This window comes from Shewanella sp. VB17 (assembly GCF_013248905.1).
Classification (GTDB): Bacteria; Pseudomonadota; Gammaproteobacteria; order Enterobacterales; family Shewanellaceae; genus Shewanella.
Genome location: NZ_JABRVS010000001.1, coordinates 4,789,902 through 4,807,568 on the forward strand (window position 1 = coordinate 4,789,902; position 17,667 = coordinate 4,807,568).

The window sequence follows — 17,667 nt, forward strand, 5'->3', positions numbered from 1 at the left end:
AAAATAACAGTTTATACATTAATAGGTTAAGTTATTCACCTTGGGTTTTTCGCCGTTATTCGGACACATTAAATACTCGCCTTTATCGGCAAAAAACCAAACACCACGTCGAGGAAAATAATAATTATTGTCCAATGTAGACTCTCTGGTTAACACTCTTTGCTCACCGTTAGTGACAATAGAATTATCAGGTACATCATGATAAACAACCGCATTAGCTCCAATTCTAACATTATGTCCGAGACGAATATTACCAATTATTTTTGCTCCTGCACCTATATAACAATTGTCACCAATAATCGGGGAACCATGCTTCTTAGAGTCAATTGTCGTTACCGAACCAATGGTGACTTGATGAAAAATAACGGCATTGCTTCCTATGACTGATCCACTTGATATAAAAATTCCCGATAGCCCATGAGGCAATGTAGGTTTGGATTTAAATTTCGCCCCAGCCATAACATTACAAGTATGTTTCACCATCAGGCTACCATAGTGTTTCTTTAGTATTCTACTTGTAGACTTATCACTCATAATAATATTTTTTACAGTCCACCAATCACCTATATATTTTGTAATAAACCAACTGATCAAAAACACAAATTTTACTCCAAAAAATCATTTAAAAAATCGCAAGCACCTTCCCTAAAGCTTTAAGATTAACTTGCTAATTTAGCTATCAGAAAGTTCAGGGTAATATCAATAAATTCACCATGAAAATTTACGTCACTTTCTCGGCAGCAACAACAGTGATCTCAACTAACAGTGCTTCTCTTGCCATCTTGGCCGCAACACATGCACGAGCAGGTGCATAACCTTCAGGTACCCAAGCATCCCAAACCGCATTCATTTCAGCAAAGTAAGACATGTCTTTGACATAAATGGTCGCCGACAAGATGTGTTCTCTATCACTTCCCGCTTGCGCCAATAAAGAGTCGACCTTTTCAAGCATGGTCGAGGTTTGTTCGGTAATGCCTTGTTCGGCATCTTTACACACTTGGCCACACAAGTAGATGGTGCCATTGTGCTTAACAATACGACTCATGCGAGTCGCTGTTTCTATTCTTTCAATACTCATATTTTGTCCTACTAATGTTAATCAAGGTGGTAATAATATACTCAAGTAACGTCGAGATGCTGAATTGAGCATCTCGAGCAGTGACCGAGAATCTGATGAGTGAGATCAAACCAATAAACCAATGCTACCAGCCCCACATTTAATTAATCCAATTTAACATCGTTGGAATAATAATGGCATTAGAAATATCGATAAAAAACGCACCCACTAAAGGCACAACAATAAATGCTTTGGGCGCTGCACCGTACTTTTTGGTTACCGCAGTCATATTCGCAATGGCTGTTGGGGTCGCTCCCAAGGCTAAACCAGCGTAGCCTGACGCCATTACTGCGGCTTCATAATTCTTACCCAGCAGCCGGAAAACCACAAAGATGACAAATATTGTGATCATCAATACTTGTGCTAATAAAAGAACCAAAATGCCACCGGCCAAATCAACGAGAGTCCACAACTGTAGGCTCATTAGCGACATTGCTAAAAATAACCCTAAACTTAAATCCGACACTAACGCCAAAGTTGGGGTACCATATGGCCAAGATATTTTTTTAAAACCATATGGCAAGGTGTTGGTCAACACGATACCACCAAATAGACAGGTCACAAATACAGGTATTTTAACTCCAAACTCTTCAAGTAGAAGCTGTAAATGAATCCCTAATCCCACCGCCATACTAATAATCAACAAAGACATCAACATAGAATCGACATTTATTTTTTCACCGATCTCATCTTGAACACCGACGGTGATAGCTTCACTACTATCAGCTTTTAGTTTATAACGTTTAATTAAAAACTTGGCAATGGGACCACCAACCACACCACCAAGTACCAAACCAAAAGTTGCGCAAGCAATCCCTAATTCCATCGCATTAGGAATACCATAGTCCTCGATAAAAACAGGTGCCCAAGCAATGGCGGTACCGTGTCCACCACTTAATGACACTGACCCTCCCAGCACTCCGGCATTAAGATTGCCACCACCCAACCCAGCGACTCCGATCCCAGTAAGATTTTGAATAAACAAATAAGTCACCGCCAACGCCAATAGGATAAGTAGTAATTTCCCCCCCTCCAATAAGGTCGATAACTTAGATGACAAACCGATACAGGTAAAAAATACCATTAACAAGGCATCACGCTGATCAAGTGAGAAATTAATCGTTAAATCGACAAGATAATATAAGGCACCGAAGATGAGTGAGGCTAGCACCCCACCAGTAACAGGCTCAGGAATATTATATTCTTGAAAGAAACCAACACGTTTATTGAGGTATTTCCCTGCAAACAGAACGATTATTGCAAGCATAAGAGTCTGACGACCATCGAAGTCTACCATATTTAACCTCTAAAAAAATAACAAGAAAAAGCTTGAAAGCTAGCTATCAGGCCTTCCAAGAGGTAATTCCTAGGTAGAAGTACAAAAAAGCTAACTAACAACATAAAAATATCAAACAAACCAATTTGGAACCGACTCCAAAGCTATTGCTTCTATGGCGGTAACCTCAATAATTAACATCATTGCTGTAGTACGAACCTTAGATAACCTTACCCCACAGATCTAGACATACGCAAACATTGTCTTTTTTTAAAAGCTCTTGCTAGGCTTTGATTAACTCAGAGCAAGCGTGTCCCTTTACGTAATGACTCATTATTAATGTAACATTGTCAGTTAACCATAAAGGACCAAAATCAGTGATGTCATTATGCCTAGCCTTCGGGATTGTTACGATACAAATCCCCTTTGCTTTTTGCTCACTTGCTGTGGGTAATACACCTTTATCCGCAGGGAAATCACTAGCCCTAATAGACAAGATTTTGATTTTCCCATCTCTAGGCAATGGAACACGCCGGTGATCTAATGTAATAATCTGCTGGATGTAAGCCTTACCTTCATTGCCCAGCCACGCTGAAATATCCCCACCGTTAGAATGGCCAACGAGCATAAGCTTTTCAAAATCGAATTGGTCGAAACGCTGACTCAATGAATCTTTTAAGAAATCTAACGTTTCCGCACCACGGCTCCAATTCTCACTCCGAGTGTCATATAAATTGCCAGACACGGATAGAGGAGGATCACTTGGCAACTCATGACCAATTGCAACCACAAGGTAGCCAAGCTGATTAAGTTGCTTGGATAAAAAAGTATACTTTATATGCGATACACCGTACCCAGCACTTAAAAAAGCAACTGGGCATTTTACATTAACAGAACACTTTTCCAACTCCACAGGAAAAGTCATCTCTACAGGTATGCTTCTATCTCTAGACTCATCATAAATATTCTCGGCATGAACAATCTTGACACAACAAGCAATAATGATTGCAATCACTTTTAAATACTTCATCACTCTCCTAAAAGGCTATCACCTAAAATACAGTCACTCATGGTTATCGCGTTAACATATACCGTCTAAAGCGAGTGAGCAATGAGCCGATTCGATATCAGTGCCAGAATAAATGGTTACTCACCACCCATAAGCACAAGTCTCAATGGCGAGCACCTAAATCTAATAGCAATATTTATGTTAACTTTTTGCGAATACGACTAAGCGCTATCGGTGTAATTCCAATATGTGACGCGATCATGTTAAGTGGTAATTTATCACGCAACTGGCTATTTTCTTGTAAAAAATGTAAATATCTTTGTTCAGCCGTTTGCCGAGCAAAGGCATATTCCCTTTCTTCTTTTTTAATAAACAAGTTCTCTAATAGAGAATTATAAGCCATTAAAAAACCTGGTTTATCTTGCATAATATTAAAAAATGATAGCCAATCGAACTCCAAACATAGCACATCATCCAAAACCTCAATACTAAACAAGGCGTTGGTTTTCCGACTCATTGCTCGAGTGGACCCTGCGATACCCGGTGAGTGAGCGAACGATTGAGTAAATTCTTTACCGTCCTCAGAAAGACTCAAATATCGCACATAACCTTTTAATAGAAAATAAATTTTGGGGGCTAGCTGACCTTGGCGGATCATAAACTGACCGATTTTATAATGTTTCAATTCGCCTTTTAGGCCAAATTTAACAAAATCGTCTACTTCGATACTGCTAGTATTCTTGCCAGTAAAATAGGCGAGAAAATCTTGTAACTCATTCTGTGTATTCACCTAGTATATTTCTGCTCTTTAGATATAAGGTATAATGCCAGCAGCGTTATTGATATACCAAACACGCTACCTTTTAAATTGGGTATTGAAGCCCCCCCTTCAGGGATAACCACTAAAATAGGGATTAAATAGGTAAAAGCCAATAACTGATTTGGCCCGACCTTCTGCACTAAATGTTGTTGTAAAAAGAAAGTCGCCATCGTCGTAAATACGGTCAAATAAAGCAGTATGCTCCAAAATGTAGAGGCTTGCCAAGCAACGTCATTAAGCTCTCCAAATAATACCATCAAGGGTAATAACATCAAACTGCCTAAAACCATGATATAAAAAGAGCCCTGTATTGGTGGAACCCCAGTTCCCCATTTTTTAACCAAAATCACATGGATCGACAAACTAAAACAGGCTATGATAAATACACTATCACCTATATACCAACTAAAAAACTCAACACTTTCCTTATTAAGGTCCTTATTAGAAGCCAGCAAGACTAAAGTCGCACCACAGGTTCCTAAGATAAACCCCAACAATTTGGTTATTGATGTTTTAGTTTTCAGCAATACCAACGTAAACACCATACTCATCAGTGGAATTAATGTATAAATGACTGACATTCGCATAGCGGTAGTCGACTTCAATGCTTCAAATAAACCAACAAAAAACAGCACTAAAAATAGGCTGATCAGACTATAGTGAAAATAAACCTTCTTGCTAGTCATAGGTCGGTAATGAGTGACAACAAGCGGGATCATCAAAATACTGGCTAAGATGAATCTCAACCCCGTACTTGCAATCGAATTAGCGTAAGGTATTAAATCAGCAGAAACGACAAAAGAGGAGGACATGAGACAAACCCAGAGTAGTAATAATACTTTATCTGAAAATAACAATTTCATACTATTTACCACTTAAGCTAAATCATTTGCAATGAACTTTGAGAATAAAAAACCTGCAATAGCAGGATCTAAATCCAATTCAAAAATCTCAGTCAAGATCTGATGTAAATGCTTGGGGTTCGTTATAACAGTAGTGATCGTTTCATCATTACTAATACGAAAAAAATCACTGTTTCGTAAAGAAAAAATATCATTATAAAACTTCCGACAAACGACCATGTTATTAACAAAAATTGCATCAGGGCTCTTATGTGAATAAAAGTGTGCAGGTAAGCATTCCGCCTCACTGTAGTAATTTAGATTAAATGTATATAGGGTAAAAAAGGCATCATCTTTAAATATCTGATAAAAATAATCATTTTGTGCGTTCTGGACGATGCGATAAACTGCATCTCCTTGGTCTTGCTCTACACCCAGTGCTAACTTCACCGGGAAACGCGCACCAAAATGGCCAAATCCGGTATCGACAATGTAATCATCTCCTGCTAAGTTGAGTAAGGTGACTCTATGGGTTCGAGCAACATCGACATCACGATTGTTAATGACCTTAGCCATGAGCAACCTGACGTCAAAACCAAGTTCTGATAATACATTCAGCACTAATTTATTATGTTCAAAGCAATAGCCACCACGTTTATTTTCTACTATTTTTTTGAAAATAGCCTCTACTTCTAATGAAATATCCTGTCCTAATACAACAGCTAAGCTGTTAAATATATACCGAGAAACATGTTTACTTTGCAATTCACGTACAAACTCAATATCCGTTGAGGCTGATAATTCTAAATCGGTTAAATAGGCATTGGTCATATACTGAAGCGATAGGCTGTTTGTCATGTTTATCTACCATTAATATTCTATGCTGCTCACTATAATCGAACTGTTTCCCAATGTAATAAACCTAGGTTTAGTTACAAAATAAATATCACCTACAATGCTTATCCTAATTTATGTATTTGGAGTATATGATTCAATTTAACGACCTACTATCCCTTTGATGGTAATTCTGATGACAATCACTCATTAAATTAAACTCACTCTGACGCCGAAGAAGGATGCTTATGTTAAGCAATGAACAAATACAGCACTATAAACAACAAGGTTTTCTAGTATTAGACCGCCTTATCGATACTGACATGCTAAGTAAGCTAAAACAACAAGCATCAACTATCGTTGAAAAATGGGTCGATGATAGCCAATCACCTGTTTTTACCACTAAAGACAATGATCGCAGTGGCGATGATTATTTTTTGCAATCTGCAGAAGAGATTCGATGTTTTTTTGAAGAAGAAGCTTTCGATGAAAACGGTCAGCTGGTACAGCAACGCTCATTATGCATCAATAAAATTGGCCATGCTTTACATGCGATTGATCCGGTATTTGAGGCTTTTAGTCACCAAAGTATATTCGGTAACATTGCCGCAAAACTCGGTATACAGCAAGCCCAAGTTCGCCAATCCATGTACATCTTTAAACAGCCTCACATTGGTGGCGAAGTTAACTGGCATCAGGATGCGAGTTTTTTCTTTACACAACCGCAAAGTGTCATGACTTTTTGGCTGGCTATTGAAGATGCCACTTTAAATAACGGCTGTTTATGGGTTGAACCTGCTGGTCATTTAGGTCCTTTAAGAGAAAGATTTAACCTTGAGGGGACAACAACAAAGATGGAATCCCTCCATAACATGCCTTGGCCTAGTCTTGATAAAGGACAACCCGTTGAAGTCAAAGCGGGCAGCTTAGTTGTTTTTCATGGCTCATTGCCCCATTACAGCGCACCGAATCGCTCAGCTTATTCACGCCAAGCTTATACACTTCATGTTACCGATGGCCGCTGTCATTATTCATCAAAAAACTGGTTGCAAGCCAATACACTCACCTTGCGTGGATTCGATCTGTCATTAACTGATTAGATAGTCTCCTTAGCAACCACTACTGGGTTTTCAATACTTACAATGATCTTAACAGCACAAGATCATTGATTGTAAAACGCGTCTATACATTCTCAATGTCACGCTTGCTTTACGTCAAGTACGCCGTTATTCTGTTTATTTAATGAATAACTGATTAAAACACCAGTATGACAATACAGTTTACATTACCGGTCATTCTTGATGGTGGAATGGGTCGTGAGCTTCAACGCATTGGCGCACCTTTTCAGCAACCACAATGGTCAGCTCAAGCATTAATTGAAGCCCCCCATTATATCTCTCAAGTACATCGTAACTTTATAAAGGCTGGCGCTGAAATTATTACCACCAACACCTACGCGTTAGTGCCATTTCATCTTGGGCAGCAAGGTTTCAACGAACAAGGAACAGAGCTGATTAAACTCGCCGCCAGATTAGCACGAGAGTGTGCGAATGATAATTCAGGTGTATTAGTCGCGGGCTGCCTTCCACCAGTGTTAGGCTCTTACAGACCGGATCTCTTTTCAGTAGAACACGCCAAGCCATTACTTGAAATACAGATTAAAAATCAACAAGATGATGTCGACATTTGGTTAGCCGAAACGATATCTTCTATCTCAGAAGCAGTCATGATCAAAGACCGCACACGTATTACAGACAAACCCACCTGGATTGCATTTACCGTTAAAGATGAAATAAGTTCCGAGTCGATGCTACGTTCAGGTGAATTAGTTTATGATGCGGTGAGCCACATTGCCGGACAACATGTGTCAGCGATATTATTTAATTGCAGTTGTGTCGAGAGGATGGAAGGTGCACTTATCGCAGCTAAGCAGGCGTTATTAGATCTAGGAATGACTGATACTGTTCAGCTAGGCGTTTACGCAAATAATTTCCCACCGATAGGGGATCAGCATCAAGCCAATATCAATAATGGTATCTCTAGGATCAGAGACGATATCTCCCAGGATAAATACACCGAGTTTGCAGCATGCTGGCTAAATGCAGGTGCATCGATTGTTGGTGGATGTTGTGGAGTGTCGCCACAACATATTAACAAACTAGCCAAACTTAAAAACCCTTGAATTATTGATTAACATCAGATGAATGTATCCTTTAATGTAAATTGATTACCTGGTAATAAACCGCCTCGACATCACCCGCTTCTGCATGATGTCGATAATTTTTTATATGGCTCATACCAAGATTTTTCATCACACTAATCGAAGCCAAATTATCTGCAAGTGCTGTTGCACTGAATGCATTAATGGCAGAGTCTTCACTCAGCTGTTCTTTGATATGCTGGGTAGCTTCAGAGGCGAAACCTTTACCCCAAGAAGATTGTTTAAAACGCCAACCTAATTCAAGATTATCAAATTCTGGTTTATCTGAGAAAAATGCCATCGGGCGCACTAAAACCCAACCAATAAACTCAGTATTATTGCTTAAAAACACTCCCCATAAGCCCCAACCTTTGCTCTCATTACGATAAGCTTCCATACTCGGAATAAATATGTCCGCAATATCGGCTCTTGAGGTTAACTTTCCTCCAGTAAGATAACGCATAACGTCAGGGTCTTGATCAAGTTCAAAAAATAACTCGGCATCTTCTGCGGTCAATAGACGAAAAGACAAACGACTTGTGGCTGTTAAATACATAATAAACCTATGATAAATTTACGCCCTAATAAAAGACAATAATAACATCAAATACTATTACCCTCTTTAATCAATATTTTATCAATTTTACCTGCTAAATGATGCTTGATAGATTAGGTTTTATTGTTGAGGATACTAACTTTATCGACAACAGCATTTTGTTAGTTAGCATTTATCCGAGCCATAAAAAATGCATCAACATATTTACCCTCTCTAAAAGCATATTTTTTAGCTTCTCCTTCGACTTCAAAACCGAATTTTTGGTAAAGATGTATAGCGGCTTTATTATCGGTGTAAACCTCAAGTTCAACCCTTATCAAATTTAACCAATTATCCGTCATATCTAAGGCCGCAGCTAACAGTTTTGAGCCAATTCCTTTTCCTGTATGAATATTAGCAACGCCCATTCCCAAGGTGGCTACGTGCTTTCTTCTCGCTCTTTCCATTACGTTTAACGTCAATTGACCCACAATGTCATCATCTAATACGGCCACCAAACTGACATTGCTCTCAGAGCTATCAGATAAGCGTTGCTCCCACAGAGAATCAGATTGATAGGGTAATTGCAAGGTACCACCATAAGCATGTTCCTGTTCAAATATTGCTTTAATACCTTGTAAATCAGATTTTTTACTGTGCCTAATTTTAATCATTTACGTCTCTCATTCGCTATCTAGAAAACAGATCGCAGCTTATTGTTTATCAGCGGGATAACAGACTAATCTGCTTATTGTTTTTATGTTAATCTAACACCACTAAGTATTTAGTGTAAATAGATTATTCCCCATAAAATATAGATTAAATATCCTGAGTAATTAGCGAAAAAAACCTCGAAATTAACGATGCCTGTCGATATTGATTGTGAGTTGACAGTTGCAGAACGTGAAAGCTCGCGGGAATGTCGATATGTTATTGATTAACAATGGCTGGCTATGATTTTGCGCGCTTGGGATAAGGACGCGGCTGCGCGCGGCCTATCCTTATTTGTTAGGTATTTTTCAATTACATTTCAATATTAAAAAGACAAGACCGATAAAAAAAACTTCCATTAAGTAAAAAATGAACAGAGTGGTAGAAAATATCGCATTATGCCATTTGTGTTTAGGTTTATTAAGCTGTTCAAGGATATTCATTTCAAATTGTGTATCGTCTTGCTTTCGAATATCATTGTAAACACCTCTAAATAGCCTTTCTTGCCAAAGAAAATAACCATCTAACGTCCAAAAAGCTATAACTGGAATAATGAAAGATAGTGTTAAAAATGTAGAGTTAGAACCATTACTTCTAGTAATAAATAATATTGCAGCAGCTAGTATTGTCATACTCCAACCCTTTATAAGGAAAGAGTTATTAGCAAGACGATTTACAATTCCTTGAGTTATTTCTAAATGTTTTATAACTCTATCTTTACCATCCATATTAAACCTCTTTGGTAATATCGAAAGAGTTTCTATCATCTCGAATAGAGATACATTTATTTAAATAATAATCTTTCTGACTTATGAAATCCTTCCATTTTACCGTTTCAATGTATGATGAAGAACCACCATAAAAACCTTTACCACAATAGTTACATTGACCTTGATGTTGCTCTTTATTTTTAGCATTGAACATATTGCTACTGAGTATTTGGAATGTTTTATTTGTTTGGAATTGTTTTGAATTACAAGCAGTACAAGATTCATCTATATAGTAACTGTATGAGCCGTAATAATCGGGCAATACTATAGCAAGTATCCCATTCGTATGACTCATTCTATCACTTCTTGTGATTTCTTTTAATGAATATGATATTTCCCAAGGAATCCATTGAGAAGACTCAGGAATATGGGTCTCTTTCATGTTTGGTGAAATAAGAACAAGAGTTACACTGCTATCATGTATTTTATCTTTTAATCTAGTCTTGATAGTCTCATTTTTAAACTGACTTATATCTTCATCACCTTCACCTTTATAAACTTCATCATGAAGTCGGTTTGTAATTAAATAGTCAACATAACCACGTGCAGTCTGAGTATATCCAGGTAAGTGCTGGACGTTATTATCCCGATGTTTATATGAAACAAAAACTTTTTTACCCATTTTTATAACTCCATGTTTGATTTTAAAAGTAGATTGAGTAGATAAATAGTATTAATACATAAGAGTTTATTAGGAGGAGAAACACACTCTTTCTTCAATGCAGCCACGTTCCACCTATAACTTTATTGCCTGTCACTTTATATTAACAATCACATTGAATCAATTAGTTATCATATACCGTAGTGCTCACGATGCTATTGAGTAGAAAACGGGCATTTTTCCCTCTTTAATTGCTTAATGTTAAAACTCGCTAACGAAGAGATGGGACAGTCGTAACTTTATAGACTATACGAAATCCTTTCAGATTAGCTTTTCTAAAGAAAAGAGCTTATTTGGTTTGATGGTCTTTTAGCCTGTAAAAATGATAAAGGGGTATAAATAAGCCAGAAAACTAACTAACAAGGCCAAATCGAAGAGGCACACTTGCTTGAAATAACGGGTGTAGATACGGCTGTGGCCGTTGACAGCATGGATGCTGTCGTCGAGCTTACAAGGACGTACTTGCAGCGAGCCACAGAAATATCTGCACATACCCCGCTGGAAGCGATAAATAAAAGTCAAGGTACGACCTTCAACATTCCACCTAACATCACATCAGCCAAAAGATAACACAGCCAAAAGCTAAACCATAAAATGTGATCGGCCTTCATTCGAAGGCCAACACATTATTGGTTTATTTTGTCTCTTCAAGCCCTATGCTGTCCATCCAGTGATCAAAGTCCATTAAATTCCCCGGCAAGACCACCTTGCTGGCACTATTGCTCAAACCATCAAGCTGCTTAAGGTATTCTGCACCGAGCTGCATACGCACCACGTTTTTGCCGCCTGGCGCTGCAATAACCTTTGCTATACGTTCTATCGATTCAGCGGTAGCGCGTGCAATGGTGATAATCTCTTCACCTTTCCCTTCTGCTTCATTGATCAACTTTTGCATTTCACCTTCTGAAAGGTTGATCATTTCGGTTTTAATCCCTTCAGAGCGATTGATCTTACTCTGCTTATCACCTTCACTCTTAGCCAATAGCGCACGACGTTCACGTTCTGCGTTAACCTGCATTTCCATGGCATTTTTAACTGTCTCAGGCGGGGTGATATTCTTTATCTCATATCTGTGTACACGAATTCCCCACATAGCACCAGCTTGATCAAGTACTTCAACCACTTTGGCACTGATCACGTCACGCTCTTCGAAAGTGCGATCTAAATCTAAAGTACCAATGACCGAACGCGTGGTCGTTTGAGCTAACTGGATGGCAGCATAGCGGTAATCCACCACGCCGTAACTGGCCTTCACTGGATCGACGACTGAAATATAAATCACCCCATCGACTTCGACATTCACCTCATCGCTGGAAAAGCACTCTTGAGGCGGTACATCAATTGTCTCCTCTTTAAGATCGTGAATATAAGTGACCTTATCAACAAAAGGAATTAAGGCATGAAAGCCTGCATCTAAAGTGGCCTTATATTTACCTAAACGCTCGACAATATACGCTGACTTAGTCGGTACTAGGCGGATCGATTGAAACAATTTAATAATGAAGACAACAAAGATGATCCCCCAAATACCTAATACTATAAAATCCGTATTTATACCTGCAATCATGAGCGTGCTCCTTTTGTTGAATGTGAACTCACCGCATGAGTCACCTGCTCCATGCCTTCAAAGAAACCTTCCAATTTGGCCATTTCAGCCGGAATAACGGACACTTCAGCCTCATGTAATATCTTACCAACTTGGCCAATAAACTGCTCTTTAAGCTGCATGTTCATCGCTTCATTACCGCCATCTAATGCCAGCGCAGTTGATACTAACTCCATCCCTTCGGCTTTCGCTTTGGCGACGATGCTAATTTCTTGAGCCAGTCCTTTCGCCTCATTAATCCGTTTCTGTTTCTGCCCTTCGGAGATATTAATGGCCTCTTGTCGTTCACCTTCAGATAAGTTAATCATCGCCGCTTTTTCAGCATTGGCTAAGGTGATTTCAGCGCGCTTTCTTCGCTCTGCTTCCATCTGTTTCTCTAAGGTATGGATAACCTTACGCGATGGCGTGATATTTTTAATTTCATAACGCAACACTTTAATCCCCCATGGATCTGAGGCTTTATCTATCTCACGTACGATAGATTCATTTAAGCTATCTCGCTCTGAGAAAGTTTGGCTTAGGGTCAACTTACCAATTTCTGAGCGCATGGTGGTTTGCGCAAGATTAACCGCAGCAAGACGGTAGTTTTCAATACCATAGCTGGCTAACTTACCATCCATCACCTTAAGATAAACCAGTCCATCAACCTCCAATTGAGTGTTATCTTTAGAAATACAGCTCTGAGGTGGCACATCTAGCACCTGTTCACGGATCTCATGCCTATAAGACACACGATCAAAAAATGGGATCAAAAAATGAAAGCCTGGCTGCAACACGGCGCGAAACTTACCTAGACGTTCAATGACATTAACCTCCCGCATCGGAACAATTAACAATAACTTGTAGAGGATAAAAAATACAAATAGCACAAATAATGTAAACACAAACATAAACTCTTTCCTTATTTGTTGGTTGCACCTAAATAGTTCATTAATACGATGAGTTTATTTAGCATGCTTGATAGGCTCTACAATCAGGCCAATGTTTTCACGACAGATAATTCTAACTTCTGCCCCGACAGCAATCTCGCTACCATCACCAAGTGCCGACCATTCGGTTCCCTGAAATTCAATCCGCCCAGGGTGCTGAGCAGGTCCTATCGCCTCTTTCACTAAGGCAATTTGGTTATAGATATCCAGTTCTTCATCTGTGTTGCCAACATGAGAGTCGCCGCCAACTATTTTTTGCGTCACCTGCCTAAAACCTAACAAAAAAATAATAGACACAATAAACCAAAGCGTCAGGCTTTGAGCGATCCCTTCAACTAAACCAATCCCTAAAGATAAGGCCACAATTAAACACGCTCCACCAAGTAAAATCACGATCCCACCAGGAATGATCAATTCAGCCAACATCAATAGCAGTCCAACACTGCCCCATATAATAATGGGATCCGTTAACTCCATATACCCTCCTTAACTCTGAGCGACGAGTCATCACTATATCAGTTGCGCTGCACTTCTGCGACATAATATGTCCTGATATTTAATAAGTAAAATTTACGTGACGAACCAAAGCTGCAGCCTCTACATCAAGGTCGATTAGTCATAAAAAATAAAAAAACTTAATATATTCAGTAAAAAGCATGTATTCAATATCTCAATATTTAGCATCAAACATTAAATAACCTATACTTCTTTTGTTAGTAGTGCGCACTCATTTTTAGGCTAACCCGACATCTATCTTAGAATATAATGATTGTGATTAAAATTACCTCTCCCGATAAAAAGGTAAATAATGATGAACAAAAAATGGCTGTTATTGGCCCTCCTCTTAAGCCAACCTGTCATTGCTGACAATAGAGTTCAATGGTGGGACATCAGTATCACTGCTTTACATGGTGACAATTACGATCTTGCACCCTCTGAGAGACAAACCACATTCACCTTCGAGACAGCAGGAGCATGGCAATATGGCGACTGGTTTGCTTTCCAAGACTTGACCTATTTTAACGACACTAATACTGACAATACGACTTACGGCGAACTATCAACCCGATTAAGTGTCACTAAAATCACAAACAACACCCTGGACTTTGGACCGATTAGCGATGTATCTTTAGCCATCACACTGGAAGAAGGTGAGGGGCCGGTTAAGAGCTTTCTTTATGGTGTGGGCTTAACCATAACGATCCCTTATTTCAGCTACTTCAATCTCAACACTTATCGCCGTGAAGCACTCAGTAGTAATGGTATCAGTGACGGTTGGCAGATGACGCCTGCATTTAGAATGGATTTTCCACTCGGTAAATCAACTATCGTCTTGGATGGTTTTTTTGATTGGGTATTTTCGACAAATAATGAAGGATATGCAGAGAATTTTCACTTTAACCCTCAGCTAAAATATGATCTTGGTACTGTACTGTTTGGTGAAAATAACAAGAATAAACTGTTTGTTGGTATCGAATATGACTACTGGAAGAATAAATATGGTGTTAAAGACGTTGACCAAAATACTTATTCGGTGATCGCTAAATATCACTTTTAAAACCAACCGGTAAACTTAACGACATTAAAACACCAACAAGGCGCCTATAGCGCCTTTGGCTGATTTAAACGTAAAAAACTACACTCGCTCACAATTAAACTAATAATTTTCTTGCCGCTGCCACCACGATAGAAATAGCGCTAACTTCAGTGCTCTGCATTTTAGCTTCATCGGGAATTTCTTGCTGTGTACGGTTAACGATCACACCCGCAACACATGCTGCGCGCCAACCTTGTGAGGCACACATGGTAAAAAGAGTTGAAGACTCCATTTCATAGTTAAGCACACCTAACTCCTGCCATTGCTGCATAGATCCCTTAAATTGCCGTGTTACTCGTCCAGACACAGTATCATAACGCTCTTGGCCAGGATAAAAAGTATCCGAAGAAGCCGTGATACCAATATGCGGCTCAAGGCCTGCTTCACGACTCGCTGCGACCATCGCTGTTGTGCATTCAAAGTCTGCTACTGCAGGAAATTCCATAGGTGCAAAATGCAGACTAGCACCGTCTAAACGAACTGATGCTTGAGTCACAATAACATCACCAACATTAACATGTGGCTGGATCGCACCTGTCGTACCGATACGTAAAAATGTACTCACGCCGAGTTGAGCCAACTCTTCAACCGCAATAGAGGTTGACGGACCACCAATCCCTGTTGAACAAATGACCACAGCCTTTTCATCAATATAAGCAAGATAACTGGTATATTCACGATGACTCGCAAGAAACGTCGCACCATCCATCAATTCAGCAATTTTTTTTACTCGCTCTGGATCACCAGGTACGATAGCTAGACTGGCTCCGTCCAACATTTTTTTAGTCAGTCCTAAATGGAATACATCTGACATGATAAACACCCCTTTAAAATTTAAATCTGCCAATGATAAAACTCTACTATTGACGGCTTTACTTCATTAAGTCTCATCGCTTAAGCATTAGCTCACCTTCATTGAGATGAACAAAATCAAGTTTGAAATATAAGCATTTACATATATCTACACCACTAAGATTAACTTGATCACACTTTTCTGAGCAATAGATAAATGCTACGTAAAACAAACTGATTGAATCAATTTTGCTACACCAAATTTAAAATAAATATATAAAACGTTAATAAGCAATCACCTTACTACAAACAATGCGAATAAAAATTAGGGGATGTTACTTAAAAAAATCACTTTTTTATTGATTCACATCATGTTTATCGCTTGAAAATAACGCTATTTTAGACATGAATTAAAGAATAAACAGAGAAAGGAATTGAACCTATGTTTCCAGAATACCGAGAACTCATTACAAAATTGAAAACAAATGATGCCCATTTTTTGAAAGTTTTCAACAAACATAATGCACTCGATGATGAGATAAAAGAATTAGAGTTACACAGCTCATCAGACTTAACGAATAAAGTTCATGCTCTTAAGATGAAAAAACTACATATAAAAGAAGAACTACACGCCATATTGAAATCTGTACACCAGCCCACTTAACCTGCCTTTATCAACAAAAATATAAAATGGGCGCATTGCGCCTATTTTATATGCAAAAAATACCCTCCCATAAACTAAACTCAATGAACAGCGCAAGACATGACTAATGGGATGACAAATGAAAGAAGATCAATTGGAGTTGGAATTACAACAACTACAAGGAATATACACTTTCATCTATGAATTTTTAGTTCAATATAGCTTCCAAATCTTAGGGGCTGGGTTGATATTTCTACTTGGGCTTTGGGTGGCTAATAAAGCATCAAAAATTGTTGCCGCTCAACTTAAAAAGCATCATATCGACATTACCCTTAGTAACTTCATGTCTAACCTGCTCAGGATCCTAATCATAGCCATGGTTGGGATTGTCGCTTTAGGTAAGCTCGGCATTAGCATTACTCCAATGGTAGCAGCAATCGGTGCAGCATCTTTAGGTGCAGGTTTAGCCTTACAAGGTATGCTTTCAAACTATGCAGCTGGGATCACTATCATTATCACTCGTCCTTTTGTCGTCGGCAATACCATTAGCATCAAAGAAATCACTGGTGTCGTGCAAGATATCTTCCTAGGAATGACGGTGCTTATTAATGAAGAGGGTGAGCAAATTAACATACCAAATAAGCACATAGTCGGTGAGATATTACATAATTCTTTTGCCAATAAACTTGTCGAAACCCATTTCAACATCAGCTATACATCGGATCCAGACAAAGTTATCAACTTAGCAACTGAGGTTATCAAGCAATGCACTGGTGTTAATCAAGAGCAAAGTCCACTTATTGGGATCAATGGCTTTAATAGTATCGGTATTGAAATAAATATCCGTTACTGGGTTCCTACTCATACCTATTATCAAGATAAATACCAGACAAACCTAGCCATCTATCAAGCGTTACTATCAGCTAATATAGTGTTTCCTTGCCCAGTTAAAGAAGTACACATAGAAAAACAAAACTCTGGTTAGGACGAACGTAAATCACAATCAACTTTGATACACCTTGTATAGAGAAGGTCAATAATTCGAAATACTTATTAACAACGCTTATTTTCTATCGTGAAAAACGAAAAACACACAATTAAAAACAATAAATACACGTAAACCCACAATTAAAAACACACTAATAACAGTAAATATTTACAAAAATTGACTTAAGCCACTTATATTTAAACTAAAAAACAAACAAAAACAAAATAAGCAACAAAATACAACATGATCAACATTTAGTAAGTATAAATCTGGACTGGCAATCACATATAAGTAAAACTAATAATCATTATAAGTATTACTCTATCGATCCATGACA

The 17,667-nt window shown here is 38.5% G+C and carries 21 protein-coding genes; 6 read left to right on the plus strand and 15 right to left on the minus strand.

Features of this window, described 5'->3' with window-relative positions; genetic code table 11:
* Positions 1-18: 18 nt before the first annotated feature.
* The 7 genes from HQQ94_RS22930 to HQQ94_RS20640 all read right to left on the minus strand — a co-directional run bounded on the left by HQQ94_RS22930 (position 19) and on the right by HQQ94_RS20640 (position 5,922).
* Positions 19-600: a serine acetyltransferase gene (locus tag HQQ94_RS22930; RefSeq protein ID WP_309247262.1), complete on the minus strand. Its 582-nt coding sequence runs from the start codon at positions 598-600 to the stop codon at positions 19-21.
* Positions 601-721: 121 nt separating this feature from the next.
* Positions 722-1,078: a RidA family protein gene (locus tag HQQ94_RS20615; RefSeq protein WP_173296178.1), complete on the minus strand. Its 357-nt coding sequence runs from the start codon at positions 1,076-1,078 to the stop codon at positions 722-724.
* 139 nt (positions 1,079-1,217) lie between these two features.
* The gene (gene gltS, locus HQQ94_RS20620) at positions 1,218-2,414 is read right to left on the minus strand and encodes a sodium/glutamate symporter (protein ID WP_173296179.1); all 1,197 of its coding nucleotides are present in this window, start codon (positions 2,412-2,414) and stop codon (positions 1,218-1,220) included.
* Between the two features lie 262 nt (positions 2,415-2,676).
* Positions 2,677-3,423 carry an alpha/beta hydrolase gene (locus HQQ94_RS20625; RefSeq protein WP_173296180.1) on the minus strand — a complete coding sequence of 249 codons (747 nt, stop codon included), beginning with the start codon at positions 3,421-3,423 and terminating at the stop codon, positions 2,677-2,679.
* Between the two features lie 175 nt (positions 3,424-3,598).
* Positions 3,599-4,192, minus strand: coding sequence for a Crp/Fnr family transcriptional regulator (locus tag HQQ94_RS20630; protein ID WP_173296181.1), 594 nt, complete (start codon positions 4,190-4,192; stop codon positions 3,599-3,601).
* Positions 4,189-5,085: a DMT family transporter gene (locus HQQ94_RS20635; RefSeq protein WP_173296182.1), complete on the minus strand. Its 897-nt coding sequence runs from the start codon at positions 5,083-5,085 to the stop codon at positions 4,189-4,191. The genes HQQ94_RS20630 and HQQ94_RS20635 overlap by 4 nt, the downstream gene beginning before the upstream one ends.
* Positions 5,086-5,097: 12 nt before the next feature.
* Positions 5,098-5,922, minus strand: coding sequence for an arylamine N-acetyltransferase (locus HQQ94_RS20640; RefSeq protein WP_173296183.1), 825 nt, complete (start codon positions 5,920-5,922; stop codon positions 5,098-5,100).
* 224 nt (positions 5,923-6,146) lie between these two features.
* On the opposite strand from HQQ94_RS20640, the gene HQQ94_RS20645 reads away from it, so the two are divergent.
* Positions 6,147-6,998 carry a phytanoyl-CoA dioxygenase family protein gene (locus tag HQQ94_RS20645; protein ID WP_173296184.1) on the plus strand — a complete coding sequence of 284 codons (852 nt, stop codon included), beginning with the start codon at positions 6,147-6,149 and terminating at the stop codon, positions 6,996-6,998.
* Between the two features lie 167 nt (positions 6,999-7,165).
* Positions 7,166-8,080, plus strand: a complete 915-nt coding sequence (locus HQQ94_RS20650; RefSeq protein WP_173296185.1) for a homocysteine S-methyltransferase family protein — start codon at positions 7,166-7,168, stop codon at positions 8,078-8,080.
* A gap of 31 nt (positions 8,081-8,111) precedes the next feature.
* Here the strand turns inward: HQQ94_RS20650 and HQQ94_RS20655 are convergent, their stop codons facing one another.
* The 4 genes from HQQ94_RS20655 to HQQ94_RS20670 form a co-directional block, all read right to left on the minus strand.
* Complete coding sequence (locus HQQ94_RS20655; protein WP_173296186.1) at positions 8,112-8,654, minus strand: GNAT family N-acetyltransferase; 543 nt, start codon at positions 8,652-8,654, stop codon at positions 8,112-8,114.
* 161 nt (positions 8,655-8,815) lie between these two features.
* Complete coding sequence (locus HQQ94_RS20660) at positions 8,816-9,307, minus strand: GNAT family N-acetyltransferase (protein WP_173296187.1); 492 nt, start codon at positions 9,305-9,307, stop codon at positions 8,816-8,818.
* 345 nt (positions 9,308-9,652) lie between these two features.
* A complete protein-coding gene (locus HQQ94_RS20665) occupies positions 9,653-10,072 on the minus strand; it encodes a hypothetical protein (protein WP_173296188.1) in 420 nt (139 codons plus the stop codon).
* A 1-nt stretch (position 10,073) separates the two neighbouring features.
* On the minus strand, positions 10,074-10,736 hold the full coding sequence (locus HQQ94_RS20670; RefSeq protein ID WP_173296189.1) for a TIR domain-containing protein: 663 nt from the start codon (positions 10,734-10,736) through the stop codon (positions 10,074-10,076).
* Between the two features lie 423 nt (positions 10,737-11,159).
* On the opposite strand from HQQ94_RS20670, the gene HQQ94_RS20675 reads away from it, so the two are divergent.
* A complete protein-coding gene (locus HQQ94_RS20675) occupies positions 11,160-11,345 on the plus strand; it encodes a hypothetical protein (protein WP_173296190.1) in 186 nt (61 codons plus the stop codon).
* Positions 11,346-11,409: 64 nt separating this feature from the next.
* Here HQQ94_RS20675 and HQQ94_RS20680 read toward each other — a convergent pair whose 3' ends face one another.
* Genes HQQ94_RS20680 through HQQ94_RS20690 form a run of 3 tightly spaced genes read right to left on the minus strand, consistent with a single transcriptional unit; the run spans position 11,410 to position 13,787 of the window.
* The gene (locus HQQ94_RS20680) at positions 11,410-12,342 is read right to left on the minus strand and encodes an SPFH domain-containing protein (protein ID WP_173296191.1); all 933 of its coding nucleotides are present in this window, start codon (positions 12,340-12,342) and stop codon (positions 11,410-11,412) included.
* Positions 12,339-13,271 carry a slipin family protein gene (locus HQQ94_RS20685; protein ID WP_173296192.1) on the minus strand — a complete coding sequence of 311 codons (933 nt, stop codon included), beginning with the start codon at positions 13,269-13,271 and terminating at the stop codon, positions 12,339-12,341. Before HQQ94_RS20685 ends, HQQ94_RS20680 begins: the two co-directional genes overlap by 4 nt.
* Before the next feature lie 54 nt (positions 13,272-13,325).
* Complete coding sequence (locus HQQ94_RS20690) at positions 13,326-13,787, minus strand: NfeD family protein (RefSeq protein ID WP_173296193.1); 462 nt, start codon at positions 13,785-13,787, stop codon at positions 13,326-13,328.
* Positions 13,788-14,121: 334 nt separating this feature from the next.
* On the opposite strand from HQQ94_RS20690, the gene HQQ94_RS20695 reads away from it, so the two are divergent.
* On the plus strand, positions 14,122-14,868 hold the full coding sequence (locus tag HQQ94_RS20695) for an outer membrane protein OmpK (RefSeq protein ID WP_173296748.1): 747 nt from the start codon (positions 14,122-14,124) through the stop codon (positions 14,866-14,868).
* A 94-nt stretch (positions 14,869-14,962) separates the two neighbouring features.
* Here HQQ94_RS20695 and udp read toward each other — a convergent pair whose 3' ends face one another.
* Positions 14,963-15,721: a uridine phosphorylase gene (gene udp, locus HQQ94_RS20700; RefSeq protein ID WP_173296194.1), complete on the minus strand. Its 759-nt coding sequence runs from the start codon at positions 15,719-15,721 to the stop codon at positions 14,963-14,965.
* A gap of 420 nt (positions 15,722-16,141) precedes the next feature.
* Here udp and HQQ94_RS20705 point away from each other — a divergent pair, with 420 nt between their 5' ends.
* Together HQQ94_RS20705 and HQQ94_RS20710 are read left to right on the plus strand one after the other, a co-directional pair.
* Complete coding sequence (locus HQQ94_RS20705; protein WP_173296195.1) at positions 16,142-16,363, plus strand: YdcH family protein; 222 nt, start codon at positions 16,142-16,144, stop codon at positions 16,361-16,363.
* Positions 16,364-16,481: 118 nt separating this feature from the next.
* Positions 16,482-17,327 carry a mechanosensitive ion channel family protein gene (locus HQQ94_RS20710; RefSeq protein WP_173296196.1) on the plus strand — a complete coding sequence of 282 codons (846 nt, stop codon included), beginning with the start codon at positions 16,482-16,484 and terminating at the stop codon, positions 17,325-17,327.
* The last annotated feature ends 340 nt before the right edge of the window (positions 17,328-17,667 follow it).